The following is a 25476-nucleotide window of genomic DNA, read 5'->3' as shown; positions in this document are numbered from 1 at the left end:
CAATTGGTCACTTTCAGGCATACAGGAAGCCCGATAGGCAGGCTCCCTAAAAATAGGCGGCAATTATTCACCAAGAAGGTAGGCGCTGTCTAGTTTACAAAATGCAACTAATAGTTTCGCGACACTCGAGTAAAATCCAAATTCGTCGAATTTTTTACATTTGTCTGAAAACTGAGGTAACCAAGACATCAATTGTTGCTGGATAAAGTCGTTTTGTTTAACGAAGGCTTCTTCCATGTGTTTTTCTTGTTCAAGCTCGTTTGAGCGGATAATCATGTTCCCGAGAAAGTCGAGCTCAACGGCTAAGTGATCCGCAGGTTCCTTTAGGTTTTCGTCTACTTGAACGCCAAATTCAGCCATCAACTTTTCCATTTCCTCAGTTGGCTTGTCATTCAGTAAACCTGATTCACCAATGTACATGGATGCGTAAGGAAGAGCGCCGTATTTTTCTGTCTTCAAAAACAGTTCACAAAAGTCAGCTGCAAGCTCTAGTTGTGCATCTTCACGATCTTGTAACCGATTCAATGCATCAACTAGGCTATCAACAGCTGGTTTCAGCGACTCATTTTCACCTAAACCTGCGAGAAAACTGCGAATTTCAACACTGTGATAGGCTTCCAATTCTTTCTCTGTTAGTTCTTTTGCGAACAAGCTCGAAAACCACCAGTAAATTTCAGCGCGTTTTTCATTAAAAGCTTTCACTTCTTGCATTTTGGGCTCCTGAATGATGCTTCAAGTCATGCATCACAAAGTCAATTAGGGATATCCCCTAAGTGTAATCAATTAAAATGAATAGCAGTAACTATAATTGTTATGTTTTATAGTCAAAAATGACCGTTTATTAATAGCAATGGGCAAGCTTGTTTTGAATCAATAAAAACGCTAAATCTTGCGTTTTAATGTATCTATGACTAGAAATGTTACTAGTTATGAATAGAATACGTCTTGGATAATAAGAAGACAGAAAAGTGGTGTAAATGAGCTATCACGTATTAGTCGTAGAAGATGATGTTGTAACTCGTAGTAAGCTTGCGGGATATTTCCAAAATGAGGGCTACCAAGTCAGCGAAGCAGAGAGTGGCGCAGAAATGCGTGAAGTTTTGCAAGCGGGCGATGTAGACCTGATCATGCTGGATATTAACCTGCCTGGTGAAGACGGCCTGATGCTTACTCGTGAGTTACGTAGCCAATCGGATATTGGTATCATATTAGTAACAGGACGCACGGATAGCATTGATAAAATCGTAGGCCTAGAAATGGGTGCTGACGATTATGTGACAAAACCTTTTGAACTGAGAGAGCTGTTAGTTCGCGTTAAAAACTTGCTGTGGCGTATTTCAGCGGCGCGCAGTGGCAGCTCGAAAGCGAATGAAACCAGTGAAGAGCACATTGTGCGCTTTGGGGAGTGGACATTCGACATTCAACGTCGCGCACTTAGCCGCAACGGTGAGCCAGTAAAACTAACTAAAGCAGAGTATGAACTTTTGGTGGCATTATCGTCTTATCCTAACCAGGTGTTAAGTCGTGAGCGTATTTTGAACATGATCAGCCATCGAGTGGATGCGCCGAATGACCGCACCATTGATGTTCTTATTCGACGTATGCGCGCAAAAATGGAGTTCGATCCTAAGAACCCACAGATTTTTGTAACGGTACACGGCGAAGGCTATATGTTTGCTGGTGACTAGTTGGAACATAACTCAATCGTAAAAAGAAAAAGGAGAGCTTCGGCTCTCCTTTTTTGTGGCTTCAAGATAATACTAGTTTGCTTCAACCATTGGTGTTTGGCCGACAGTATCACGCAACCTTTGCCAAATACTGCCCAAGTACTCATGCCAATAAAGCTCTGTTTGTTCTAAGTAACGCGCTTTAGGTGAGTATTTATCCCAAGGTTGACTTATCTCGCTAATAGCTAAGAAGTTGGTCGGGGCTGGGATTGGTTTAATGCCTGCTGCGTTGAACTCATACAATGCACGGCTCATGTGACTCGCAGAAGTGACTAACACAATCTCCTTTTGTTGAACGAATGCAGCCGCTTGACGCGCCTCTTCCCACGTATCTTTCGCATCTTCTAATAAAATGATATCGGATTTCGCGACTCCCAACGCAAGGGCAACGTTCGCCATCATTCGCGCGTGGCTAATTTCAGATCCGCCAGCATAGCCGGATAAGATTAATTTCGCGCCTGGATACATTCTTAAAATACGAATGCCCTCAGTTAAGCGCATTAATGCTGCACGGCTTAACTGCGAGGTGGGTGGAATTTCGTCATCGATAACATGACCATTCCCTAAAACCATCACGTAGTCGATGGTGCCAGAAACTGGCAAAAAGGCTTTATGCTCTCGCTCTAACGGCATAAGAAGCTTGGTTGAAACAGGTTGGAAGGCAACAAGAAAAATGCCAACAAAAGAGAATAGAACAACGAAGCAGCCAGTTTTACGTTTTGTAGTAAAACTAATGAGAGCAAGACCCAACAAGCCTATCAGCAGCAATGCCGGAAGGGGCATAAGCATGGCTGACACTACTTTTTTCAGCTCAAACATACATAAATAGTCCGAAAAAACATCAATTGATAATAAAAATGAGGGTATCCCTCTTTATTCCTGCTTTCCTTGTGCCAGAATAGCGGCACAATCCGTTATGATAACTCAGCAGAAGTGACAGAAGACCGCAATTTCGACGATATCGCCCACAAATTTGCAAAAAATATTTACGGCTCCGATAAAGGGGAGATCCGCCAAATCATTGTGTGGGAAGATTTTCTACAGATTCTAAGTGAATTAGATGCTGACCAGCAACCCCTAGAAGTGTTAGACGCTGGTGGTGGTTTGGCACAAATGTCGCAAAAGCTTGCTAAGCTCGGACATCGAATCGCTTTATGTGATCTATCTTCGGAAATGCTGCAGTTGGCTAAGCAGGATATTGAAAAAAACGGTTTGCTTGAGCAGTATCGCCTGATTCATTCGCCTGTCCAATCCATCGGTGAACATATGGATGTACAGGTCGATCTGGTTATGTTCCACGCTGTGATGGAGTGGCTGGTTGATCCTAAGGCCGCACTTGAAACAGTTCTAGAACAAGTAAAACCGGGAGGCATCGCATCAGTCATGTTCTACAACCACCACGGTTTAGTCTATAAAAACGTAGTTTGTGGCAACATTCCTCATATATTAGACGGCATGCCTCACCGAAAAAGATTTAAACTACAGCCGCAAAAAGGCTTAAAACCTGAAGAAGTCTACCAGTGGATAGAAAATTCAGGTTTTAATATTTGTGGCAAATCTGGTATTCGCTCATTTAGTGATTACATAGGCAATATGGAATACATGGGTGATTACGAGTTTGAAGATGTGTTGGCGCTAGAAAAACAACTTTGTCGACAAGAGCCATACCTCTCATTAGGCCGCTACATTCATGTGTGGGCTAAAAAGAACGATAAACAGGAATAACAATGAGTGAGATGACTCTCAATGCTGCAGAGCAACCAATCGATGAGCTGGTTGGCTGGGTTAAGCAGCACGATTTCTCGTTGAACCTGACCACAGAGCGATTGGCATTTTTGATAGCCATTGCCGTACTGAGTAATGAAAGGTTCGATGAAGAACTGGGTGAAGGTGAACTGCATGATGCATTTGCCATCGTCACTCGACTATTTGATGAGACCGGCGAAGCCTCCGCTTTTCGTGCGAACAATGCGATCAACGAGATGGTTAAGCAGCGTCTTATGAGCCGTTTTGTCAGTGAAATTACTGACGGAGCGAGCATTTACCGCTTGTCGCCATTAGCGATAGGAATAACCGACTACTACGTGCGTCATCGTGAGTTCTCAAAACTGCGTCTATCTATCCAGCTATCCATGGTAGCGGATGAAATGGCGAAAGCGATTGAGGCAGCACAAAAAGGTGGCACTCCGGGCCACTGGAAGAAGAACGTATACGGTGTTTTAAAATATTCTGTAGGCGAAATTTTCGATCAAATTGACCTCAACCAACGTGTTATGGATGAGCAGCAACAGTCAGTGAAACAACAGATTGCTGACCTGCTAAACAAAGACTGGCGCGAAGCGATCAACAACTGTGAAGCACTTCTGTCAGAAACATCAAGCACGTTGCGTGAACTTCAAGATACGCTGCAAGCCGCCAGTGATGAACTGCAAACTCAGATCCTCGATATTCAAGAAATTGTTTACGGTGACCCTGAGCTGGAGTTTATCGAAGAAGCCTTGTTTGGTCTGCAAATGAAGCTGGACCGAATCACAAGCTGGGGCCAGCAAGCTATCGACCTTTGGATTGGTTACGACCGACACGTGCACAAGTTTATCCGTACTGCAATCGATATGGATAAGAATCGTGCGTTTAGCTCGCGTCTGCGTCAATCTGTCAAAGATTACTTCGATGCGCCTTGGTATCTGACTTATGCAGATGCGGAGAGGCTTTCCGACCTTCGTGATGAGGCCCTAGTACTGCGTGATGACGAGGTCACGGGTCAAGTTCCGATGGAAGTAGAATACGAAGAGTTTCAACAAGTCAATGATGAGTTGTCTGAACGAATTGGTGACATGCTAAAAGCGCATAAAGATCAAGGCACACCAATCGATTTGAGTGTGGTACTGCGAGATTACCTTGCACAACACCCTCATACTCATCACTTTGATTTAGCTCGCATTGTCGTTGATCAGGCGGTACGTCTGGGTTATTCAGAATCCGACTACCAAGCTGTTCAGCCAGACTGGAAAGCAATCAACGAATTTGGGGCAAAGGTACAAGCGAATGTCATCGACCGATACTAATGAATACATGTCAGAGAATCTGGCAAAAGCAATTTCTAACCCTCTGTTCCCAGCGCTAGACAGCATGCTTCGAGCAGGGCGTCATGTTTCAAGTGAAGATCTGGACAACCACGCGTTGTTGTCGGATTTCGAACTTGAGCTTTCTTCTTTCTATCAGCGCTACAACACCGAATTGGTGAAAGCGCCAGAAGGTTTCTTCTACCTCCGTCCACGTTCAACGTCTTTGATTGGTCGTAGTGTCCTTTCTGAGCTGGACATGCTGGTGGGTAAGGTACTGTGTTTCCTTTACCTAAGCCCAGAACGTCTTGCGCACGAAGGCATCTTCACTAACCAAGAATTGTACGACGAGCTACTTGCTCTGGCTGATGAAAACAAGCTGATGAAGCTAGTGACGAACCGTGCGACTGGTTCTGACCTTGATAAAGAAAAGCTGTTTGAAAAAGTACGTACGTCACTCCGTCGCCTGCGTCGCCTAGGCATGATCATCAACATCGGTGAAACCGGTAAATTCAGCATCAGTGAAGCAGTATTCCGCTTTGGTGCCGATGTACGAATTGGTGATGATATGCGTGAAGCGCAGCTACGTCTGATCCGTGATGGTGAAGCGGTAGTGCACACCAAAGAGCCAAGCCAAGGCAGCCTATTGTCTGAAGAAGATCAAGACGACCAAGCCCAAGAAGAAACAACAGAAGAGGGTGAAGCATGAGCATGATTGAACGCGGTAAATACCAATCGCTGACCATGGTCAACTGGAACGGCTTCTTTGCCCGTACGTTTGACATCGATGGTCTGGTCACCACGCTATCAGGTGGTAACGGTGCAGGTAAATCAACCACAATGGCGGCATTCATCACCGCATTGATTCCTGACCAAACGCTACTGCACTTCCGTAACACCACAGAAGCAGGCAGCAGCCAATCGTCTCGCGACAAAGGTCTGTACGGTAAGTTACAGCCGGGCGCATGTTATGCGGCGCTAGATGTGGTGAACTCACGTAACCAACGCCTATTGTTTGCAGTAAAACTGCAGCAAGTAGCGGGTCGTGATAAGAAAGTAGACATCAAACCGTTTGTTATCCAAGGTCTTCCAAGCCATGTGAAACCAACGGATATCTTGGTTGAAAGCGTATCTGCGACTCAAGCTCGTGTACGTCAAATCAATGAAGTAAAAGAATCGATCGCAGAATTTGAAGGCGTTCAATTTAAAGCCTTCTCTTCTATCGTGGATTACCACTCGCAGATGTTCGAATTCGGTGTGATTCCGAAGAAACTGCGTAACTCTGGTGACCGTTCTAAATTCTACCGCCTGATCGAAGCATCGCTTTACGGTGGTATCTCAAGTGCAATCACGCGCTCGCTGCGTGACTACCTTCTGCCACAAAACGGCGGCGTGAAGAAAGCGTTCCAAGATATGGAATCAGCACTGCGTGAAAACCGCATGACGCTAGAAGCGATCAAAACCACGCAAGCAGACCGTGACTTGTTCAAACACTTGATCACAGAGTCGACTAACTACGTGGCGGCGGACTACATGCGTCACGCGAACGATCGTCGTAACAAGTTGGATAAAACGCTGTCATTACGTTCAGAGCTGTTCGGTTCTCGTGAAACTCTCGTTGAGCAAAACAACCTGCTTAACCGTGTTCAAGAAGAGCTAGAACTGCTGATCGAGTCGGAATCTGCGCTAGAGCAAGATTACCAAGCGGCTTCTGACCACTTGCAACTGGTGCAAAACGCACTGCGTCAGCAAGAGAAGATCGAACGCTACCAAGAAGATCTTGAAGAGCTGAGTGAGCGTCTTGAAGAACAGATGATGGTAGTGGAAGAAGCGCAAGAACGCGTGATGATGGTGGAAGAGCAAGCGACCGTTGCGGAAGAAGAGGTGGATAGCCTTAAGACGCAGTTGGCGGACTACCAACAAGCACTCGACGTTCAACAAACTCGTGCCCTTCAATACCAACAAGCGGTTCAAGCGCTGGAAAAAGCGAAGCAACTACTTGGCGATGACAGCCTAACGGCAGAATCGGCACAAGCGCTTGTCTCTGAGCTTAAGAGCAAAGAATCAGAAAGCACCAATGCGTTGCTATCGGTTAAGCACAAACTGGATATGTCTTCTGCAGCAGCAGAGCAATTCGAAACGGCGCTTAAACTGGTACAAAGCATCGTTGGTCAAGTTGAGCGCAAAGACGCGTCTGAACATGCGAAAACCGCAATTGCGAAAGCGCGTGAGTCACAACAAATTGCACAAAACGAACAACAATGGCGAGCACAACACCGTGATCTCGAACGCAGCCTTAACCAGCAGCGTCAAGCACGTGAACTGGTTGCTGAATACAAAAAGCAATATCACGTTGAACTAACCGATGAGGTTACGTTTGAACAAGAACGTGAACGTCATGCGACGCAAATCGAATCACTAGAGATAGCTCAAGAAGAAGTTCGTGATCAGCGTGGTGAACAGCGCCGTCTAGAGCAAAACGCGGTGGCAGAAATCAGTAAGCTTGAAGCAATAGCACCAGCTTGGATTGCGGCGAACGATGCGCTAGAGAAACTGAGAGAGCAGAGCGGTGAACAGCTTGAGGATCGCCATGCGGTAATGAACCACATGCAAGTTGTCCTTGAACAAGAAAGGGAGCTGTCTTTAGCTAAAGATAAGCTTGCTGAGCGCCGTAGCCAGCTAGACTCTGAGATTGAGCGTCTTGCTTCTCCTGGTGGTTCAAATGACCCTCGCCTGAAAGGTTTGGCAGATACGCTGGGCGGTGTATTGCTGTCTGAGATCTACGATGACATCACGATTGATGACGCGCCTTATTTCAGTGCGATGTACGGTCCGGCTCGTCACGCTATCGTTGTTTCTGACTTGTCAGGCATCGAAGAGAAACTGGTAGAGCTAGACGACTGTCCAGAAGACTTGTACATCATTGAAGGTGACATCGATGCCTTTGATGACAGCTCGTTCGATGCAGAAGAGTTAGAGGGCGCGGTTTGCGTTCGTATGAACGATCGCCAAATGCGTTACTCTCGCTTGCCTGAGATCCCATTGTTTGGCCGTGCGGCACGTGAGCAGCGTCTAGAGTTGCTGCGTAACGAACGAGAAGAAGTGGTAGAGAAACACGCAAAAGCGGCGTTTGATTCTCAGAAAATGCAGCGCTTGTACCAAGCGTTTAACCTATTTGTGTCTAACCACATTCAGGTTGCTTTTGACGCCGATCCAGAACAAGCACTGGCAACTATTCGTGATAAGCGTAACCAAATTGCTCGCGTGCTGGCGGATCTGGATGCGAAAGAGCAACAACAACGTTCTCAGCTTCAAACCAGCAAGCAAGCGTTGTCTTCTCTGGACAAGCTAGCGTCACACATGGTGCTTGTTGAAGATGAGTCATTGCAAGCGCGTTTTGATGAGCTAGAAGAGAAAATCGCTCAGCTTGCAGAGGCGAAGAACTTCTTAAGCAACCATGCAAAAGCCGTCGCGCAATTAGAGAATATTGCGTCTGCGCTTGATGCTGACCCAGAGCAATTCGATGCACTAGAAGCAGAATACAAAGCGGCAGACGAGCGGCTACAAGATCTTAAGAAGCAAATCTTTGCACTCTCGGATCTCGTTGAACGTCGTCACTACTTCGCTTACTCAGATTCAGTAGACCTACTGAACAAGAGCAGCGAACTGAGCGAGCAGCTAAAAGCTAAACTGGTTCAAGCTGAACAAATGCGTACACGCTCTCGTGAAGAGTTGAAGCAATCGCAAGGTCAAATGAACCAATACAACCAAGTATTAGCTTCATTGAAGAGTTCACACCAAGCGAAACTGGAAACGGTTCAAGAGTTCAAACAAGAGCTTCAAGAGTTTGGCGTGAACGCTGACGAAGGTGCAGAAGAGCGCGCAATGCGTCGTCGTGACGAATTGCACGAGCGTCTACACACGTCTCGCAGCCGTAAGAGCGAATACGAGCGCACGATCACCTCTACTGAACTCGAGATGAAAGGCTTGGCGAAACGTCTGAAGAAAGTTCAGAAAGAATACGTTGAGCTGCGTACCTTTGTTGTTGCAGCGAAAGCCGGCTGGTGTTCAGTACTTCGTTTGGCGCGTGAGAACGATGTTGAGCGTCGTCTACACAAGCGTGAACTGGCTTACATGTCAGCGGATGAACTGCGTTCGATGTCGGATAAATCACTGGGTGCGCTGCGTCTAGCGGTTGCGAACAATGACGACCTGCGTGATGCGCTGCGTCTATCAGAAGACAACGCTCGCCCAGAGCGTAAAGTTCTGTTCTACATTGCGGTTTACCAACATCTTCGTGAACGTATTCGTCAGGATATCATCCGTACTGATGATCCAGTAGAAGCGATCGAAGAGATGGAAGTCGAGCTGGCGCGTCTAACGGAAGAGCTAACGCAACGTGAAAACCGCTTAGCGATCAGCTCTGAGTCAGTAGCGAGCATCATCAAGAAGACGATTCAGCGTGAGCAAAACCGTATTCGTATGCTGAACCAAGGCCTGTCGAACATCTCGTTTGGTCAGGTGAAGGGCGTACGTCTAAACGTGAAGATCCGCGAAAGTCACGAAGTGCTACTGAACGGTCTAGCGACACAGCAAGAGCAGCACAAAGACCTGTTTGAATCGACTCGCTTTACTTTCTCCGAAGCAATGGCGAAGCTGTTCCAACGTGTGAACCCACATATTGATATGGGTCAACGTTCTCCTCAGGTTCTGGGTGAAGAGCTACTGGATTACCGTAACTACCTAGAGCTAAGTGTAGAAGTGAACCGTGGTACAGATGGTTGGCTACAGGCTGAGTCTGGCGCACTATCAACAGGTGAAGCGATCGGTACTGGTCAGTCAATCCTATTGATGGTGGTACAAAGCTGGGAAGAAGAGTCTCGTCGTCTACGCAGCAAAGACATTGTGCCTTGTCGTCTGCTCTTCTTGGATGAAGCAGCGCGTCTGGATGCGAAATCGATCGCGACATTGTTCGAATTATGTGACCGTCTGGATATGCAGCTTCTTATCGCGGCACCAGAAAACATCAGCCCAGAGAAAGGTACTACCTACAAACTGGTACGTAAGGTGTTTAAAGACCACGAGCACGTACACGTAGTTGGTCTGCGTGGTTTTGGTCAAACGGATAAGCCTAAGACCGAAGCGCAAGAGATGATTGAAGAGTTTGAATCGTAAACTTCGAATCTAATAAAACGCCCGCAATGAACGCGGGCGTTTTTGTATCTGTTTACGAGGCAGGCTTCGAAATACATAAGATAAGCCGAGACTGTAGGACGGCAGTCTCGGCTTATTAACGGAACTTAATGAGGAAGCGACGTTTATTCCTCTGGAATATCGTCCCTGACTTCGATCATTTCAGCAAGCTCTTCAAGTGCTTGGACAGAAAGCTCAGACAAGCGTTGTAGGTGTTGGTCTAAGCTCTCTTGTTCTTCAAGCTCTGGTTCATCATTATTTGTTTCTTTTATTAGCATTTCCCAACCTCTCAAGTTGAGTAAGGGGAGCTCTCATCATACTCAAAAGGCAAAGTAGAAAAGAAACGATCTATGTTGATTTTGTTAGCTCGATCATTGATTCAACTTATATATGAGAAGGATGTGTTTAATAAGGAGAGCAAGTGCAAGGTTTTTGGATGCGGGAACAAAAACGCCAGTAATCATGACAATTACTGGCGAGTAATAACGAACATTAGGTCGGAGGGTTAGAACAACGGCTTCACACCGAACTGCTCTGCTGCGTAAGCGACGCGTTCAATCGGTTTTGGATACTCAGCAGGTGTGCCAAGGCTCTCTATGTGTTTCAAACGAGGAAGCAAGCCTGCACCATTAGCGATTTGGATTGCCAGACCAGGGCGAGCGTTAAGCTCTAAAACCATAGGTCCTTCATCTTTATCCAGCACCATATCCGTACCCATGTATCCCAAACCTGTCATTTCCCAGGCACTTGACGCAAGCTCCAGCAAGCGCTCCCAATGCGGTACTTGAAGGGTCGAAAGGTCTTTACCTGTATCAGGGTGATGAGTAACTGGATGATCGAACTGCACCGCTCTGACGGCTTTACCTGTCGCGATGTCAATGCCTACTCCTACGGCACCTTGGTGAAGGTTTGCTTTGCCGTCGGAAGCCGCTGTAGAACAGCGCATCATCGCCATAACTGGATAACCTTTAAATACGATGATCCGAACATCTGGTACGCCTTCATAACTGAAACCATCAAAACAGTCATCAAACTTGATTAAGTTTTCAACCACAGCAACGTCATTTTTACCACCAAGAGAGAAAAGGCCAGCAAGCGCATTACTAATGTGACGCTCGACCTCATCCCTACCAATTGTAGAGCCGGAGGGTTTGGTATATACCCCGTTTTTGTGAGACGTAACAACCAGAATGCCTTTACCGCCACTACCTTGTGCAGGTTTGATTACAAAACCAGGCCAGTTCTCAACCATTTTGTGGATAGTCTTAACTTCAGCTTGGTTATGAATGACACCGATCAGGGCAGGAACTGTTGCTCCTGCTGCCTGTGCAATAATTTTGGTCTTTAGCTTGTCATCGACAAGTGGGTATTTAGAACGATCATTGTAACGGCCAATATAGCTGTGGTTACGCTTGTTCATCCCCATAATGCCTTTATGGCGAAGCTTAGACGGCGAAGTAAAACTTTCGAACATCGTTTAGTCCTCCGCTAGTGGTTTGAAGCGTCGTAGCTCAGTGAGGCGGTAACCTGTGTAAGTACCTAGTAATAGAATACCGGCCAGAACAATCAACTGTAGACCAATGAAGTTAAAGGTTAAGTGTTGAATGTATGAGTTCGTCATTGCAAGGTAAACTAATACCGCTGTCAGCAATGAACCACCACCTTGCAGGGCAACTTCCTTCGCACCTTCTTCTTCCCATAGGATTGACATACGTTCAATCGTCCAAGACAAGATGATCATAGGGAAGAAGGTAATTGTTAGGCCTTCCGTTAAGCCCATCTTAAACGCAACAACGGTGAACACCGAGATGATCATGATAACGGTAATAATGACCGCAGATATCCTTGCTACCAGCAATAAGTTCAACCTAGACAAATAGCTTCGAATAATCAGGCCTGTACCTACAATTAGCAAGAAACCGACAATACCCGTTAATAGTTGAGTTTGAACAAAAGCAACGGCAATCAACACAGGCATGAAGGTACCGGATGTTTTCAGGCCGATAATCACACGCAAGAACACAACGATCAGAGCACCGATAGGGATGAGCATGATGGTTTTGAACATCGCTTGCTCTTCCAAAGGTAAGCTATGAATTGAAATATTCAGTAATCCATCTGCTTCTATTTTGTTGTTTGTAGCTTGTTGTGGTGTCATTTCTTGCTTAATCATCGAGAAATGCACTTGGCTATTTTTACCACCAACAAGGTCAAGTAAGGATACGTTTGATTCATCCCACACTAACAAGTTGGGTTTCACTGCTTTTTGTTCGGATTTTGGTGAAAACAGTACCCAATCTTTACCTGACCAAACCTGAACCATTGGTTGAATTGTTTGGCGTCGACGACCATCTTCTAGTTCGATAACACCGACGGTTTTGCTTTGTATACCTGCGGTAAGCAAAATATTATGCAGTGCATCAGTACGGCTGAAATCGTTCAGTAGTAGCGACGAGTTTTGGCTATCTGGGTCATTAAGCGCTTTGATAAGCTCACGAGTAAACGTCACATTATCGGCTGAGCGACTCATCGCACGTTCGATAAGGGCATTTGCCGCTGCTGCTTGTGGCGCTGAAAGCGTTGGTGGCGTAATGTCTTCCGTTGGCGGTAAAGGAGTGACTTTAGCCTGAGGGTCCACTAAGAACTGGGCTTTGTAGTATATGGTTTGTGGCCCTTGAGCTTGGCGAATTGACCATTCTGCACGACGGCCTGAATCGTCATTGATGTAGGAAACGCCATAACCTGATGAAGAAGCAGATTCACCGATAAGTGTGTAACCACTTTGCGTATGAGGTGCTGCAAGTGACGCTTTTACTTCGTTGCCGTTAGCATTGAACTCAATACGAGCTTCTACATCCCACACCTGGCGAGTTTCGCCTGGCGTCCAAGGCACGCCGTAGTTTTCATGTCTGAAAACACTCAGAGCAATGCCCGCAATCACCAATAAGATGATAGAAAGGTAAAACGGTATTTTTGACGTCATAATCTACCTTATTATTTTTTATCTTCGTCCGTTTGGATATAGGTACGACTTACATCGACAAGTGCTATGTCGCGCATAAATTCTCTACCCAGTAAAATAGGATGGTTCATATGTGAGCGATCTGCCAACGTAAATTGCGCTTTTTCATGAATTTTTCCAACGCGCACCCAAAGTTCTACCACAGCGCGGCGTTCTAACTCTTCACTGGTAACCTGGCGGATTTTGACGTAGCGAATGACAGGAGCTTCGATCCAAGTACTTTTCTCTTCTTCGGATTTACTGGTGTCTGCTAAGTGGAATCGGACCCATTTTTTGCCATTTCTTTCGAACTCTTCAATATCAACGGCATTTAAAGACGACGTCGCAGCACCAGTGTCGATACGTGCATCAAAAGTTTGCTTAATCGACTCTACCGTGACCTTTTCGATAGAGCCAAGGACAATATCGTGAGTTGGGGTTGGTTCCACAGGAGCGGGAGATTGGACAATAATCGGCTCTTTCGGTTTTTTTACTTCTGCCATTGCTTCATCGCGAAATGTAAGAAGTTCAACCTGTAGTTTATCGACTTGTTCTTCAAGGCTGTCGATATAGTCCGATTGGTTGCTGAGCTGTAGCTCTAGGTTGGTAATGCGATTATTGACATTCGCTTCTGAATTTTGAATCGCCGCTAACGTTTCTTGGTGGTACTGTTCGCCTTTGGTTAGTGAGCATCCAGATAGTAAGGCGATGGCAACAATCGGGGTCAATCGTAATAACATTGAAAACCTTGGGATTGGATTAAGTTGTTTATTTTTTAGGAGTTTAGCTTATATCGATAAAGCCTCACAAGTAAGAATGTTTCTCTATTACTTATTGTTTGAGGAATAGTGATGAAAAGCCAAAAATCAAGGACATAAAAGCGCATCCTTATTTAGAGCGTGCTTATATTTTGACGTGACAAATGGATTCAAAAAACAAACTCGCTCATTACGAGGAAAGAGGGTAATGTCTTAACTCGTAAAATGAGTTAAGACAATGTCAGGAATCTCAGCGAATTATGATTTGCGAGCGACAAGAACCGCGCGGCGAGGGGCAGGGTAGCCTTCTACAGTCTTGCTTGGGTCGTTCGGATCTAAGTAGTCAGGTAGAGAGTTATGCGTCATCCAATCTGTGGTACGTTGTTCATCTACGGATGTGATGTTTTCATCAACGATACGAACATCTTCAAAACCGACCAATTCTAACCACACTTTTAGGGCTTTTGCTGAAGGGAAGAAATAGACATTACGCATTTGCGCGTAACGAGAAGTCGGGACCAGTACTGCATTCTCATCACCTTCAATAACGAGTGTTTCCAATACGAGTTCACCACCAGATACCAATTGATCTTTTAGTTGCACTAAATGATCGAGAGGCGAGCGGCGATGGTAAAGAACGCCCATGCTGAATACCGTATCGAACGCTTCTAACTTAGGTAGCTGTTCAATGCCCAATGGCAATAGGTGCGCACGTTGGTCATCGCCCATTAGTTTACGAATTGCTTCGAACTGAATTAGAAACAGGTGAGATGGATCGATACCGACAGTTAAGCGTGCACCTTCGCCTAGCATGCGCCACATGTGGTAGCCGTTACCACAACCAACATCGAGTACGCTGCGATTCTTTAATGGTGAAATATGCGGAAGCACGCGGTCCCATTTCCAATCACTGCGCCACTCAGTATCAATATGGATGCCGTGTACGTTGTATGGGCCTTTGCGCCAAGGATGGAATGTACGAAGTAAGCTTTCTAGCTTTTTAAGTTCCCCTTGAGGCATGGGCTCATTGTTTGAAATCGTGACAGAATCAACAATGTCGATGTTGTCCGGTCTACCCGCTGGGATTTTGTTCAGGGCTTTCAACCAGCGACCAAAGTCACCGTGCTCTGCATTTTGCCAATCCGTTAGCTGTTGCGGAAGCACATTAAGCCAAGGTTGAAGACGAGTGTCTTGGGCAATCAATTGGTAGAAATTTGCAAAGTTAAACATAGTTAGTTAATCGCTGAGTTGATGGGTATAAATTATTAACAAAAGCCGAAATCGGTATAGTTCAGGCTTTGTATGCATGGTCTATTTAATCGCGAACATGGAGCCGAAGTTAAAGCATTGGAACCAAACATCGTAGCTAGAAAAGCCAATTTTAGCGAAACGCTCTTTATGTTCTTTCTTTGAATCTGGGCGCATTACGTTTTCTATCGCGCTGCGCTTTTGGCTGATTTCTAGTTCGCTATAACCATTCGCACGTTTAAAGTCGTGGTGAAGGTCAATTAACAGTTCGTTCGACACTTCATCTTCGAAGACGAATTTCTCAGATAGAATCAAAATGCCGCCCGGACGAAGGCCTGCGTAAATTTTTTCGAGCAAGGAGTAACGATCTTCTGGAGAGAGGAATTGCAAAGTGAAGTTCAACACCACCACTGACGCGTTTTCAATTTCGATATTGCGAATGTCTGCTTCTACTACATCCACAGGAGTGTCACTGCGGTAAGCGTTGACGTGAAGTTTACAACGCTCAACCATCGCAGGAGAGTTGTCCACTGCGATGATTTGGCAGCCTTCTTGTTTGATATGGCGACGCATAGACAATGTTGCAGCACCCAAAGAACAGCCAAGGTCATAGATGTTTGAGTGAGGTTTTACAAAACGCTCTGCCAGCATACCGATTGCAGAAATGATATTGCTGTAACCCGGTACCGATCGTTGAATCATGTCAGGAAATACTTCCGCTACGCGTTCATCGAACGTGAAATCCCCAATTTTATCGATTGGAGCCGAAAAAATAGTATCTGGATTGCTCTTAGGGTTCATAACTAAGTCTCTGCATACAAGCCGCCTGAAAATGTCAGGCACCAAAAAAGGCGCGTATTTTATGGGAATTTCGCGCCTCTGTCATGTGTTGCGTTAGAACATCTGTAACTGCGAGTTGCCATCGTCAGCTGGGAAAGGTGCTAACTCAGGGAGCGTGATACGCTTTTGTATGTCTTTATATAGGTTTGCGGCCAACTCTGGCGCAATTATATTGTCTGCAGTATGGATCATGACATATGGCTGCTTACCTTCGGCAATCCATTGTGGCAACTTGCTGAGCCATGGTTTAAAAAACTCGTAGTTTTGCTGTTCTTCTGGATGACCAATAAAGCGAATCAAAGGGTGTGAAGCGGTAGCAATGGCGTGAACAGGGACTCGTGGTTTTTTCATTTGTGCATCAATAATCGCCTCATTGTCGGGCTTAGCGGCAAAGACTGGGCGGCTATCCATAATAATGCGGTCAATATTATTCTCTACTAACCATTGGTTAAGTGCTCGCTCTTCTTCGCCTTTGGAGAAAAATGCCATATGGCGAACCTCAACACCGAGAGGGAAGCTAGGTGGAAAGCTCGCACAGAACTTTTTCAGTCGATCAAGGTGCTCAGGACCAAATGCGGCTGGTAATTGAATTGTCCATTGGCCCACACGGTCATGCAAAGGCTCCATGACCTTCATGAAGTCTCTCAGTTGTTCGCTGCAACCTCTTAGCATTTGCTCATGAGTGATGGCTTTAGGAAGTTTGAAAGTAAAGCGAAAATCATCGTGGGTTGCGGCTCTCCAGTTTTGCACTGTATTGAGCGTCGGTGTGGCATAAAATGTCGTGTTGCCTTCCACGGTATGAAACACTTGCGCATACCTTTCTAAACGTTCAGCGGGCTTTGTCCCGCTGCCGTAAAAACTTTGTTGCCATTGATTGTGCGACCACATCGTCAATCCAAGTCGAAGAGGTAAGTTATCCATTATTCTTTACTGCTTGCTACTCGTGTGAATACTTTACGAGAGTTTTGCTGAAATAGGTAATTTCACGCTATAATCCTCCCCAATTTTTTCGCTTTGGTGCGCTTTTGAACATTTGTTGTACTAAAAAGCACCAGTGAATGATAAAACACACGTAATTGTATGTTGAGTAGTCGATTTTCGTGGACATTCAGCGTATAACTGAATCTTTACTCTGCTTAGCAATGAGGCTGACAGAGCGTAGTTAACAACATTTGAGAGATTGGGAATTTCATTATGCGTACCCATTACTGTGGTCACCTGAACAAGTCCCTTGCAGGACAAACTGTAGAACTTTGCGGCTGGGTTAACCGTCGTCGTGATTTAGGCGGTCTTATTTTTATTGATATGCGAGATCGCGAAGGTATCGTTCAGGTAGTTGTTGATCCAGATATGGCGGATGCGTATGAAGTGGCGAACACACTTCGTAATGAATTCTGTATCAAACTAACGGGTGAAGTGCGCGTTCGCCCAGAGAGCCAAGCAAACAAAGACATGGCAACAGGTGAAGTCGAGATCCTTGCGAAAGGTCTTGAAATCATCAACCGTTCTGATGTTCTGCCTCTAGATTTCAACCAAAAGAACTCTGAAGAGCAACGCCTGAAGTACCGTTACCTAGATCTACGTCGTCCTGAAATGAGCGACCGCATCAAGCTACGTGCTAAAGCGTCTAGCTTTGTTCGTCGTTTCCTAGATGACAACGGCTTCCTAGACATCGAAACGCCAGTACTAACAAAAGCGACTCCAGAAGGCGCTCGTGACTACCTAGTACCTAGCCGTGTTCACAAAGGCAGCTTCTACGCGCTTCCTCAGTCTCCACAGCTATTCAAACAACTTCTAATGATGTCTGGTTTTGACCGTTACTACCAAATCGTTAAGTGTTTCCGTGATGAAGACTTGCGTGCTGACCGTCAACCAGAATTCACTCAGATCGATATCGAAACGTCATTCATGACGGCTGACCAAGTTCGTGCAACGACTGAGAAAATGGTTCGTGAAATGTGGCAAGAGCTACTAAACGTTGACCTAGGTGAATTCCCAGTAATGCCGTTCAGCGAAGCGATTCGTCGTTTCGGTTCGGACAAGCCAGACCTACGTAACCCACTGGAACTAGTAGACGTTGCTGACCTAGTGAAAGACGTTGAGTTCAAAGTATTCTCAGGTCCAGCAAACGACGAAAAAGGCCGCGTTGCCGTTATTCGCGTTCCAGGTGGCGCTTCTCTGACTCGTAAGCAAATTGATGGCTACGGTGAATTCGTTGGCATCTACGGTGCGAAAGGTCTAGCTTGGATGAAGGTTAATGACCGTGCAGCGGGCATGGAAGGTATCCAATCTCCAGTCGCTAAGTTCCTAAATGAAGACGTGATCAACGGCATTCTAGATCGTACTCAAGCGGAATCTGGTGACATTATCTTATTTGGCGCTGATAAAGCGGGTATCGTTGCAGAAGCAATGGGTGCGCTACGTTTGAAACTAGGTAAAGACCTAGAGCTAACGGATGAGTCTGCATGGGCTCCACTATGGGTTGTTGACTTCCCAATGTTCGAAGAAGATGACGAAGGCAACCTACACGCGATGCACCACCCATTCACATCGCCTCTAGGTGTGACTGCAGAAGAGCTAAAAGCAAACCCTGCTGCGGCAAATTCTAACGCTTACGATATGGTTCTAAATGGCTACGAAGTGGGCGGCGGCTCTGTTCGTATCCACAACGCAGATATGCAAGAAGCCGTATTTGATATTCTAGGCATCACACCTGAAGAGCAACAGCTTAAGTTCGGCTTCCTGCTTGATGCGCTGAAATTCGGTACGCCTCCACATGCTGGTCTTGCATTTGGTCTAGACCGTCTAGTAATGCTGCTATGTGGCACAGAGAACATCCGTGATGTTATCGCGTTCCCTAAAACAACAGCAGCGGCGTGTCTACTAACAGACGCACCAAGTATTGCGAACCCAGCAGCGCTAGAAGAGCTAGCAATCGCAGTGACTGCAGCGAAAGAAAAAGACGCAGAATAAGCGCACAACATTTGAAGAAAACTCCCGCAACTGCGGGAGTTTTTGTTTAAATAAACCCAAGAAACTTCCAAAGCAATTTCCCAAGCAACGCTTTTTAGAACATGTCTGCTATTAAGCGTCAAAATACATTAAAAGGTGAATTATGGCTGGTCATAGTAAATGGGCGAATATTCGTCACCGTAAAGCAGCGCAAGATGCGAAGCGCGGCAAAATCTTTACTAAATTAATCCGTGAAATCGTTGTTGCGGCAAAAGAGGGGGGCGGTGAGCCAGAAAACAACCCACGTTTGCGAGCAGCAATTGATAAAGCACTGTCTAACAACATGACACGTGACACTGTCAACCGCGCTGTCAGCCGAGGTGCTGGTGGTGAAGGCGACGACAACATGGAAACCGTGATCTATGAAGGTTATGGTCCAGGTGGTACGGCGGTCATGGTCGAATGTATGACGGATAACCGAAATCGTACGGTATCTGGCGTACGCCATGCATTCTCAAAGTCAGGCGGTAATCTGGGGACGGATGGTAGCGTCAACTATCTTTTCGACAAGAAAGGCGTGATTTCATATGGCCCAGGTTTAGATGAGGATGCGGTAATGGAAGTAGTATTAGAAAGTGGTGCTGATGACATTGAAACGGCAGAAGATGGCTCGATTGATGTCTACACGGCCCCAGGCGATTTTGGACTCGTAAAAGATGCTCTTGATGCCGCAGGGTTTGAGGCAGAGAACGCTGAGGTGTCGCTGATCCCATCTACGAAAGCAGATTTGGACGCGGATACTGCGCCAAAACTACTTCGTTTGATTGACGCTTTGGAAGATCTGGACGACGTTCAAGAGGTTTATCACAATGGTGATATCTCTGACGACGTTGCGGCTACGCTAGATTAAACTCAAGGTGTCGGGAGCGGTATTTGCTCCGAAGTTAGCAAGTAATAAAAAGACTGAGGCCGAATTAGGCCTCATTTTTAGGAACATTCATGTCAATTATTTTGGGCATTGACCCAGGTTCGCGCATTACCGGCTATGGGGTCATTCGTCAAAATGGGCGCCACTTGCAATACCTTGGTAGTGGCTGCATTCGTACTTCAGAAAAAGAACTTCCGGGTCGGCTTAAACAGATTTATGCAGGCGTCACGGAAATCATTACCCAGTTTCAACCGGACGTTTTCGCGATCGAGCAAGTGTTTATGGCCAAAAACGCGGATTCAGCGCTAAAACTTGGCCAAGCTCGTGGCAGTGCAATTGTTGCTGCGGTGAATGCGGAGTTGCCGGTATTTGAATACGCGGCTCGTCTTATTAAGCAAGCTGTCGTCGGCACTGGTGGCGCGGACAAAGCGCAAGTTCAGCATATGGTTCAGCAGATGCTTAAATTGCCCGCCAAGCCTCAAGCGGATGCAGCCGATGCTTTAGGTGTGGCGATTTGTCATGCCAATACTAACAAGACTCTCGTTGCGTTAGCGGGCAAAGCAACCAGTGCCAGAAAAGGGCGCTACCGTTAAAATTAACTGGATGTCTATCCAGTTCTTTATTATCCTGTCGCAAATTCATTTCCAAAGAGTATTTATAGTGATTGGACGTCTTCGTGGCATACTGATTGAAAAACAACCACCTGAAGTATTAATTGAAGTTAATGGCATTGGTTATGAAGTCCAGATGCCAATGAGCTGTTTTTACGAACTGCCAAATGTTGGCGAAGAAGCCATTATTTATACTCACTTTGTTGTCCGTGAGGATGCGCAATTGCTATACGGTTTCAACACAGTAAAAGAACGAGCACTTTTCCGTGAAGTGATCAAAGCCAATGGCGTTGGTCCTAAACTCGGTCTTGGTATTCTCTCTGGTATGACAGCAACGCAATTTGTTACTTGTGTGGAACATGAAGACGTTTCTACGCTGGTTAAGCTTCCAGGCGTTGGCAAGAAAACCGCAGAGCGATTGGTTGTTGAAATGAAAGACCGCTTGAAAGGGTGGGGCGCTGGCGATCTATTTACGCCATTTACGGATGCTGCTCCTGCGGATTCTGGTGCAACATCCAACAACGCAGAAGAAGAGGCAATCAGTGCTCTTCTAGCTCTAGGTTACAAGCCGACTCAAGCGTCGAAAGTGGTATCTCAGATCGCTAAACCGGACATGAGCAGTGAGCAAATGATCCGTGAAGCTCTAAAATCAATGGTGTAACGCTGGTTGCACAGTGAACATTTGTTCAAGATAACTCATTCTCTAAGGTTAATGCCAATCGCTTAACGATGTTTTTTGTGTCATTCCAGCGAGCCTGGCGAGACTGGGAATCTAATAGCAGCACGCTGAGCGGTTAATGAAACAATTTGACCATAAATCGCTCGGATAGAAGATCCTGTATCACGCTCCTTCGTCGCTGTACAGGATGACGAGATATAGAAATATGCCACTTGCTGTTAAACGAGCGGCATTATTCTCTCAGGTAACCATTTTTCAAGGTAAAAAGATGATTGAAGCCGATCGTTTAATCGCGCCAGAAAACCCTGCCTTTCGTGATGAAGATGTCATTGATCGTGCTATTCGGCCAAAAAAATTAGCGGATTACCAAGGTCAGGACCATGTCCGTGACCAAATGGAGATCTTCATTAAAGCTGCTCAGTTACGTAGCGAAGCACTTGATCACCTTTTGATTTTTGGTCCCCCAGGTTTGGGTAAAACCACACTTGCGAATATCGTTGCCAATGAAATGGAAGTGAACATTCGCACTACTTCAGGCCCTGTACTTGAGAAAGCAGGCGATTTGGCCGCGCTGTTAACCAACCTTGAAGAAAACGATGTGTTGTTCATCGATGAGATTCACCGCTTGAGTCCGATGGTTGAAGAGGTGCTATATCCGGCGATGGAAGATTATCAACTGGATATTATGATCGGTGAAGGTCCGGCCGCTCGTTCTATTAAGATCGATTTACCACCGTTTACGTTAATTGGTGCGACGACCCGAGCGGGCTCTTTGACGTCACCATTGCGCGATCGCTTTGGTATTACTCAGCGCCTTGAGTTTTATAAGATAAAAGACCTCCAAGATATTGTGCAGCGAAGTGCGGATTGTTTAGGTTTATCAATGGAACCTGAAGGTGCATTGGAAGTGGCGAGACGTGCGCGTGGCACACCACGTATTGCTAACCGTTTGCTACGCCGTGTTCGTGATTATGCGGAAGTAAAAGGCAATGGTCACATTTGTGCCGATGTTGCCGATAAGGCGTTGAATATGCTTGATGTGGACGCCGAAGGCTTCGATTACATGGACCGTAAGCTACTACTCGCGATTATGGAAAAATTTGGTGGTGGTCCGGTCGGGCTCGACAACATGGCAGCGGCGATAGGTGAAGAAAAGGACACTATTGAAGACGTTCTTGAACCTTATCTTATTCAGCAAGGTTATTTACAACGCACTCCGCGTGGAAGAATCGCGACAGATCGTGCGTATTTGCATTTCGGAATTGAAAAATAAGATTCCCTCGCTGGGCCTTTGTTGCCCAGCGCTTCATTAAAGTTGACCAAACTCACATTTTTTGAATTTTTTCTCATACTGGTTTAGTAAGTAAAAAGCATTGATTGTTAACTCGATGTTTGCTTGCAACTGGTTAATTTCTCTCCTGATTACTCTCTCTTAACATCCGTATCCAATACTGGTTGATCTAGAATCAATGTGATGGATTTTTGTGCAAATTCCACGCATAAACATTGATGTATATCAAAGCGCGTTACGGCTATAAACCTTTTGAAACAATCTGTTTTTACAAGTAATATTAGCCCCAGCTATATTAGCTGATGCTTAACAATTAACTAACCAATGAAGCACATTTTTGCAACAATGAGTTGTGATAATTCAACATTTTTCAAGTGTAAATAACACCTGAATATGGATTGCAATATGTAGAGAGTGTCATTCAGCCGACACATAGGAGTTACCATGATTGACGTAGTTGATCTATCGCGGTTGCAGTTTGCACTGACAGCGATGTATCACTTCCTATTCGTACCATTGACCCTTGGTATGGCCTTCCTTCTGGCCATTATGGAATCGATGTACGTAATGACGAACAAGCAAATCTATAAGGACATGACCAAGTTCTGGGGTAAGCTATTCGGTATTAACTTTGCACTTGGTGTGGCGACAGGCCTTACCATGGAGTTCCAGTTTGGTACGAACTGGTCTTACTACTCCCACTATGTAGGTGATATCTTCGGTGCACCGCTAGCGATCGAAGCACTTGTCGCATTCTTCTTGGAGTCAACTTTTGTTGGTCTATTCTTCTTCGGGTGGGATCGTCTATCTAAACGCCAACACTTAGCGGTTACCTGGCTTGTTGCACTAGGCTCTAACTTCTCTGCTCTTTGGATTCTTATCGCAAACGGCTGGATGCAAAACCCAGTAGGCGCAGATTTCAACTTCGAAACCATGCGAATGGAAATGGTGAGCTTCTCTGAGGTTGTACTAAACCCAGTTGCTCAGGTTAAGTTCGTGCATACGGTTGCTTCTGGTTACACTTGTGGCGCAATGTTTATTCTAGGCATCAGTTCATACTACCTATTAAAAGGTCGTGACATTGCGTTTGCTCGTCGTTCGTTTGCTATTGCTGCTTCTTTCGGTATTGCAGCTATCTTATCTACCATCGTTCTTGGTGACGAATCTGGCTACGAGCTTGGTGAAGTTCAAAAAGTGAAACTCGCTGCAATTGAAGCAGAGTGGCACACTGAACCTGCACCTGCCGCATTTACGTTATTTGGTGTTCCTAACCAGGAAACGATGCATACCGATTACGCAATTAAGATCCCTTACGTAATGGGTATTATCGCGACACGCTCTTTTGATGAGCAAGTAACAGGTCTTCGTGATTTACGTGATGAACACGTCGATCGTATTCGTGACGGCATGTACGCTTATGAACTTCTAGAGAAGCTTCGTGCGGGCGACAAGTCAGAAGAAAACATGACTGCGTTTGATGAAGTGAAAGGTGACCTAGGTTACGGTCTACTTCTAAAACGCTACACAGACAATGTTGTTGATGCAACAGAAGAGCAAATCCAAGCTGCTGCGGACGACTCAATCCCAACAGTATGGCCGCTATTCTGGTCATTCCGTATCATGGTTGCTTGTGGCTTCATCATGTTGTTTGTCTTTGGTGCGGCGTTTATCCAAACGTGTCGTCAGAAGATTGAGCAGAAACAATGGATTCTAAAAGCTGCACTATTTAGCATTCCACTACCTTGGATTGCAATTGAAGCGGGTTGGTTCGTCGCTGAGTACGGCCGTCAACCTTGGGCTGTAGGTGAAATTTTACCAGTGCATGTTGCAGCTTCTGCACTAACTGCAGGTGAAATCTGGACTTCACTCTTCGCAATTCTGGCGCTATACACGGTATTCCTGATTGCAGAAGTTTACCTAATGTTGAAATTCGCTCGTAAAGGTCCAAGTAGCCTGAAAACGGGTCGCTACCACTTCGAGCAAAATGCTGACTCTGTTGAAGACAAAGTTAGTCGCCAAGTAGAAGCGTAAGGTAAGGAGATAACAAGATGTTTGATTACGAAATCTTGCGACTCATCTGGTGGGTACTAATCGGTGTTCTACTAGTTGGTTTTGCAGTAACAGACGGCTTCGATATGGGTGTAGGCGCGCTTGTACCTATCATCGGTAAAAACGACACGCAACGCCGTGTCATGATTAACTCAATTGCTCCTCACTGGGATGGTAACCAAGTTTGGCTTATCACTGCTGGTGGTGCACTGTTCGCAGCTTGGCCTTTGGTTTACGCAACGTCATTTTCAGGCTTCTACTTAGCGATGATTTTGACACTAGCAGCGCTATGGCTTCGTCCTCTGGGCCTAGACTACCGCTCTAAAATCGAAGATCCAAAATGGCGCAATACCTGGGATATCTGTATCTCAATCAGTGGTTTTGTTCCGCCAATCATCTTTGGTGTAGCGTTTGGCAACCTTCTACAAGGTGTACCATTCCAATTGAGTGAGTTCTTGATGCCAACATACCATGGCTCATTCTTTGGTCTACTAAACCCATTTGCACTGTTGTGTGGTCTAGTAAGCTTGTTCATGATTTTGATGCAAGGTTCTACTTGGCTACAAATGAAAACAACAGGCGAAGTGCATGTGCGTGCGCGCAACGTTGCTCAGTTGGCTGGTTTACTGACGGTTGCTGCGTTTGTAGCGGCTGGTTTCTGGATCCAAAATATCGATGGCTACGTCATTGTTGGCGGTATCGACACTAACGCTGCTTCTAACCCTCTAAACAAAGAGGTTATCCGTGAAGCTGGTGCGTGGATGAAGAACTTTGAAAACTACCCACTACTATGGGCTGCTCCTGTATTAGGTGTTGCAATGCCGCTTCTCGCTGTATTGGCATCTCGTCTTGAAAAATGTGCGATTTCGTTCATTACTTCAAGCTTGGGTGTTGCTGGTGTTATCTTTACTGCAGGTTTTGCGATGTTCCCATTCATCATGCCTTCAGACTTAATGCCAAGCCACAGCTTAACAATGTGGGATGCAACGTCATCTGAGCTGACTCTGAACCTAATGACAGGCGTTGCGTTTGTTATGGTGCCAATCATCCTTGGTTACACATCTTGGACTTACTACAAGATGTTTGGTCGCCTTGATGACCAGTACATTGAAGACAACAAAAACTCACTTTACTAAG

21 protein-coding genes are annotated in these 25476 nt (G+C 45.7%); 12 read left to right on the top strand and 9 right to left on the bottom strand.

All coding sequences use genetic code 11. From position 1 onward, the window contains the following. Nucleotides 1-63: 63 nt before the first annotated feature. A complete protein-coding gene (torD, locus tag UQW94_RS17435) occupies nt 64-711 on the bottom strand; it encodes a molecular chaperone TorD (RefSeq protein WP_322142441.1) in 648 nt (215 codons plus the stop codon). Between the two features lie 266 nt (nt 712-977). Between torD and torR the strand changes: the two genes are divergently transcribed. Next, on the top strand, nt 978-1688 hold the full coding sequence (gene torR, locus UQW94_RS17430) for a two-component system response regulator TorR (RefSeq protein WP_005378370.1): 711 nt from the start codon (nt 978-980) through the stop codon (nt 1686-1688). 72 nt (nt 1689-1760) lie between these two features. On the opposite strand, the gene elyC is transcribed toward torR, so the two are convergent. Further along, a complete protein-coding gene (elyC, locus tag UQW94_RS17425; protein ID WP_005387893.1) occupies nt 1761-2546 on the bottom strand; it encodes an envelope biogenesis factor ElyC in 786 nt (261 codons plus the stop codon). 114 nt (nt 2547-2660) lie between these two features. On the opposite strand from elyC, the gene cmoM reads away from it, so the two are divergent. The 4 genes from cmoM to mukB are packed head-to-tail and all read left to right on the top strand — an operon-like array spanning nt 2661 to nt 9964. Continuing rightward, nucleotides 2661-3452, top strand: a complete 792-nt coding sequence (cmoM, locus tag UQW94_RS17420) for a tRNA uridine 5-oxyacetic acid(34) methyltransferase CmoM (RefSeq protein ID WP_025998624.1) — start codon at nt 2661-2663, stop codon at nt 3450-3452. Nucleotides 3453-3454: 2 nt separating this feature from the next. Continuing rightward, entirely contained in the window at nt 3455-4792 is a 1338-nt protein-coding gene (gene mukF / locus UQW94_RS17415; protein WP_322142440.1) for a chromosome partition protein MukF, read from the top strand. Next, nucleotides 4773-5498 (top strand): chromosome partition protein MukE, encoded by a 726-nt coding sequence (gene mukE / locus UQW94_RS17410; RefSeq protein WP_005450345.1) that lies wholly within the window; start codon nt 4773-4775, stop codon nt 5496-5498. Before mukF ends, mukE begins: the two co-directional genes overlap by 20 nt. 2 nt (nt 5499-5500) lie before the next feature. Next, complete coding sequence (gene mukB / locus UQW94_RS17405) at nt 5501-9964, top strand: chromosome partition protein MukB (RefSeq protein WP_322142592.1); 4464 nt, start codon at nt 5501-5503, stop codon at nt 9962-9964. Between the two features lie 143 nt (nt 9965-10107). Here the strand turns inward: mukB and UQW94_RS17400 are convergent, their stop codons facing one another. The 7 genes from UQW94_RS17400 to UQW94_RS17370 form a co-directional block, all read right to left on the bottom strand. After that, complete coding sequence (locus tag UQW94_RS17400) at nt 10108-10260, bottom strand: hypothetical protein (protein ID WP_005378381.1); 153 nt, start codon at nt 10258-10260, stop codon at nt 10108-10110. 227 nt (nt 10261-10487) lie between these two features. Further along, nucleotides 10488-11456: an alpha-L-glutamate ligase-like protein gene (locus UQW94_RS17395; protein ID WP_005378387.1), complete on the bottom strand. Its 969-nt coding sequence runs from the start codon at nt 11454-11456 to the stop codon at nt 10488-10490. Nucleotides 11457-11459: 3 nt separating this feature from the next. Continuing rightward, a complete protein-coding gene (locus UQW94_RS17390) occupies nt 11460-12965 on the bottom strand; it encodes an inactive transglutaminase family protein (protein ID WP_005378389.1) in 1506 nt (501 codons plus the stop codon). Nucleotides 12966-12976: 11 nt separating this feature from the next. Next, nucleotides 12977-13723 carry an ATP-dependent zinc protease gene (locus UQW94_RS17385; protein WP_005378391.1) on the bottom strand — a complete coding sequence of 249 codons (747 nt, stop codon included), beginning with the start codon at nt 13721-13723 and terminating at the stop codon, nt 12977-12979. A 276-nt stretch (nt 13724-13999) separates the two neighbouring features. Beyond that, nucleotides 14000-14971 (bottom strand): tRNA 5-methoxyuridine(34)/uridine 5-oxyacetic acid(34) synthase CmoB, encoded by a 972-nt coding sequence (gene cmoB / locus UQW94_RS17380; protein WP_017820038.1) that lies wholly within the window; start codon nt 14969-14971, stop codon nt 14000-14002. 81 nt (nt 14972-15052) lie between these two features. Next, nucleotides 15053-15790 (bottom strand): carboxy-S-adenosyl-L-methionine synthase CmoA, encoded by a 738-nt coding sequence (gene cmoA / locus UQW94_RS17375; RefSeq protein WP_017635063.1) that lies wholly within the window; start codon nt 15788-15790, stop codon nt 15053-15055. 93 nt (nt 15791-15883) lie between these two features. Beyond that, nucleotides 15884-16750, bottom strand: coding sequence for a DUF72 domain-containing protein (locus UQW94_RS17370; protein WP_047100838.1), 867 nt, complete (start codon nt 16748-16750; stop codon nt 15884-15886). A gap of 273 nt (nt 16751-17023) precedes the next feature. On the opposite strand from UQW94_RS17370, the gene aspS reads away from it, so the two are divergent. The 7 genes from aspS to cydB all read left to right on the top strand — a co-directional run bounded on the left by aspS (nt 17024) and on the right by cydB (nt 25475). Next, nucleotides 17024-18802, top strand: a complete 1779-nt coding sequence (gene aspS, locus UQW94_RS17365) for an aspartate--tRNA ligase (RefSeq protein WP_005378401.1) — start codon at nt 17024-17026, stop codon at nt 18800-18802. Between the two features lie 142 nt (nt 18803-18944). Further along, the gene (locus tag UQW94_RS17360) at nt 18945-19691 is read left to right on the top strand and encodes a YebC/PmpR family DNA-binding transcriptional regulator (RefSeq protein ID WP_322142439.1); all 747 of its coding nucleotides are present in this window, start codon (nt 18945-18947) and stop codon (nt 19689-19691) included. Between the two features lie 89 nt (nt 19692-19780). Next, nucleotides 19781-20302, top strand: a complete 522-nt coding sequence (ruvC, locus tag UQW94_RS17355) for a crossover junction endodeoxyribonuclease RuvC (protein WP_005387909.1) — start codon at nt 19781-19783, stop codon at nt 20300-20302. A gap of 67 nt (nt 20303-20369) precedes the next feature. Then, on the top strand, nt 20370-20981 hold the full coding sequence (gene ruvA, locus UQW94_RS17350) for a Holliday junction branch migration protein RuvA (RefSeq protein WP_005378313.1): 612 nt from the start codon (nt 20370-20372) through the stop codon (nt 20979-20981). A gap of 286 nt (nt 20982-21267) precedes the next feature. Continuing rightward, nucleotides 21268-22272, top strand: a complete 1005-nt coding sequence (ruvB, locus tag UQW94_RS17345; RefSeq protein ID WP_005378312.1) for a Holliday junction branch migration DNA helicase RuvB — start codon at nt 21268-21270, stop codon at nt 22270-22272. A gap of 462 nt (nt 22273-22734) precedes the next feature. Further along, on the top strand, nt 22735-24321 hold the full coding sequence (gene cydA / locus UQW94_RS17340) for a cytochrome ubiquinol oxidase subunit I (protein WP_005378311.1): 1587 nt from the start codon (nt 22735-22737) through the stop codon (nt 24319-24321). 17 nt (nt 24322-24338) lie between these two features. Then, a complete protein-coding gene (cydB, locus tag UQW94_RS17335) occupies nt 24339-25475 on the top strand; it encodes a cytochrome d ubiquinol oxidase subunit II (RefSeq protein ID WP_006742909.1) in 1137 nt (378 codons plus the stop codon). Nucleotide 25476: the final 1 nt, after the last annotated feature.

This window comes from Vibrio sp. PBL-C16, assembly GCF_034321865.1.
Classification (GTDB): domain Bacteria; phylum Pseudomonadota; class Gammaproteobacteria; order Enterobacterales; family Vibrionaceae; genus Vibrio; species Vibrio alginolyticus.
Note: the sequence above shows the minus strand (reverse complement) of the source record. Positions and strands in the feature narration are given on the sequence as shown.

Excerpts from the sequence above, each read along its gene's own strand:
- torD (WP_322142441.1), bottom strand. The coding sequence starts at position 711 with ATGCAAGAAGTGAAAGCTTTTAATGAAAAACGCGCTGAAATTTACTGG.
- torR (WP_005378370.1), top strand. The coding sequence starts at position 978 with ATGAGCTATCACGTATTAGTCGTAGAAGATGATGTTGTAACTCGTAGT.
- elyC (WP_005387893.1), bottom strand. The coding sequence starts at position 2,546 with ATGTTTGAGCTGAAAAAAGTAGTGTCAGCCATGCTTATGCCCCTTCCG.
- mukF (WP_322142440.1), top strand. The coding sequence starts at position 3,455 with ATGAGTGAGATGACTCTCAATGCTGCAGAGCAACCAATCGATGAGCTG.
- mukE (WP_005450345.1), top strand. The coding sequence starts at position 4,773 with ATGTCATCGACCGATACTAATGAATACATGTCAGAGAATCTGGCAAAA.
- mukB (WP_322142592.1), top strand. The coding sequence starts at position 5,501 with ATGATTGAACGCGGTAAATACCAATCGCTGACCATGGTCAACTGGAAC.
- UQW94_RS17400 (WP_005378381.1), bottom strand. The coding sequence starts at position 10,260 with ATGCTAATAAAAGAAACAAATAATGATGAACCAGAGCTTGAAGAACAA.
- UQW94_RS17395 (WP_005378387.1), bottom strand. The coding sequence starts at position 11,456 with ATGTTCGAAAGTTTTACTTCGCCGTCTAAGCTTCGCCATAAAGGCATT.
- UQW94_RS17390 (WP_005378389.1), bottom strand. The coding sequence starts at position 12,965 with ATGACGTCAAAAATACCGTTTTACCTTTCTATCATCTTATTGGTGATT.
- UQW94_RS17385 (WP_005378391.1), bottom strand. The coding sequence starts at position 13,723 with ATGTTATTACGATTGACCCCGATTGTTGCCATCGCCTTACTATCTGGA.
- cmoB (WP_017820038.1), bottom strand. The coding sequence starts at position 14,971 with ATGTTTAACTTTGCAAATTTCTACCAATTGATTGCCCAAGACACTCGT.
- cmoA (WP_017635063.1), bottom strand. The coding sequence starts at position 15,790 with ATGAACCCTAAGAGCAATCCAGATACTATTTTTTCGGCTCCAATCGAT.
- UQW94_RS17370 (WP_047100838.1), bottom strand. The coding sequence starts at position 16,750 with ATGGATAACTTACCTCTTCGACTTGGATTGACGATGTGGTCGCACAAT.
- aspS (WP_005378401.1), top strand. The coding sequence starts at position 17,024 with ATGCGTACCCATTACTGTGGTCACCTGAACAAGTCCCTTGCAGGACAA.
- UQW94_RS17360 (WP_322142439.1), top strand. The coding sequence starts at position 18,945 with ATGGCTGGTCATAGTAAATGGGCGAATATTCGTCACCGTAAAGCAGCG.
- ruvC (WP_005387909.1), top strand. The coding sequence starts at position 19,781 with ATGTCAATTATTTTGGGCATTGACCCAGGTTCGCGCATTACCGGCTAT.
- ruvB (WP_005378312.1), top strand. The coding sequence starts at position 21,268 with ATGATTGAAGCCGATCGTTTAATCGCGCCAGAAAACCCTGCCTTTCGT.
- cydA (WP_005378311.1), top strand. The coding sequence starts at position 22,735 with ATGATTGACGTAGTTGATCTATCGCGGTTGCAGTTTGCACTGACAGCG.
- cydB (WP_006742909.1), top strand. The coding sequence starts at position 24,339 with ATGTTTGATTACGAAATCTTGCGACTCATCTGGTGGGTACTAATCGGT.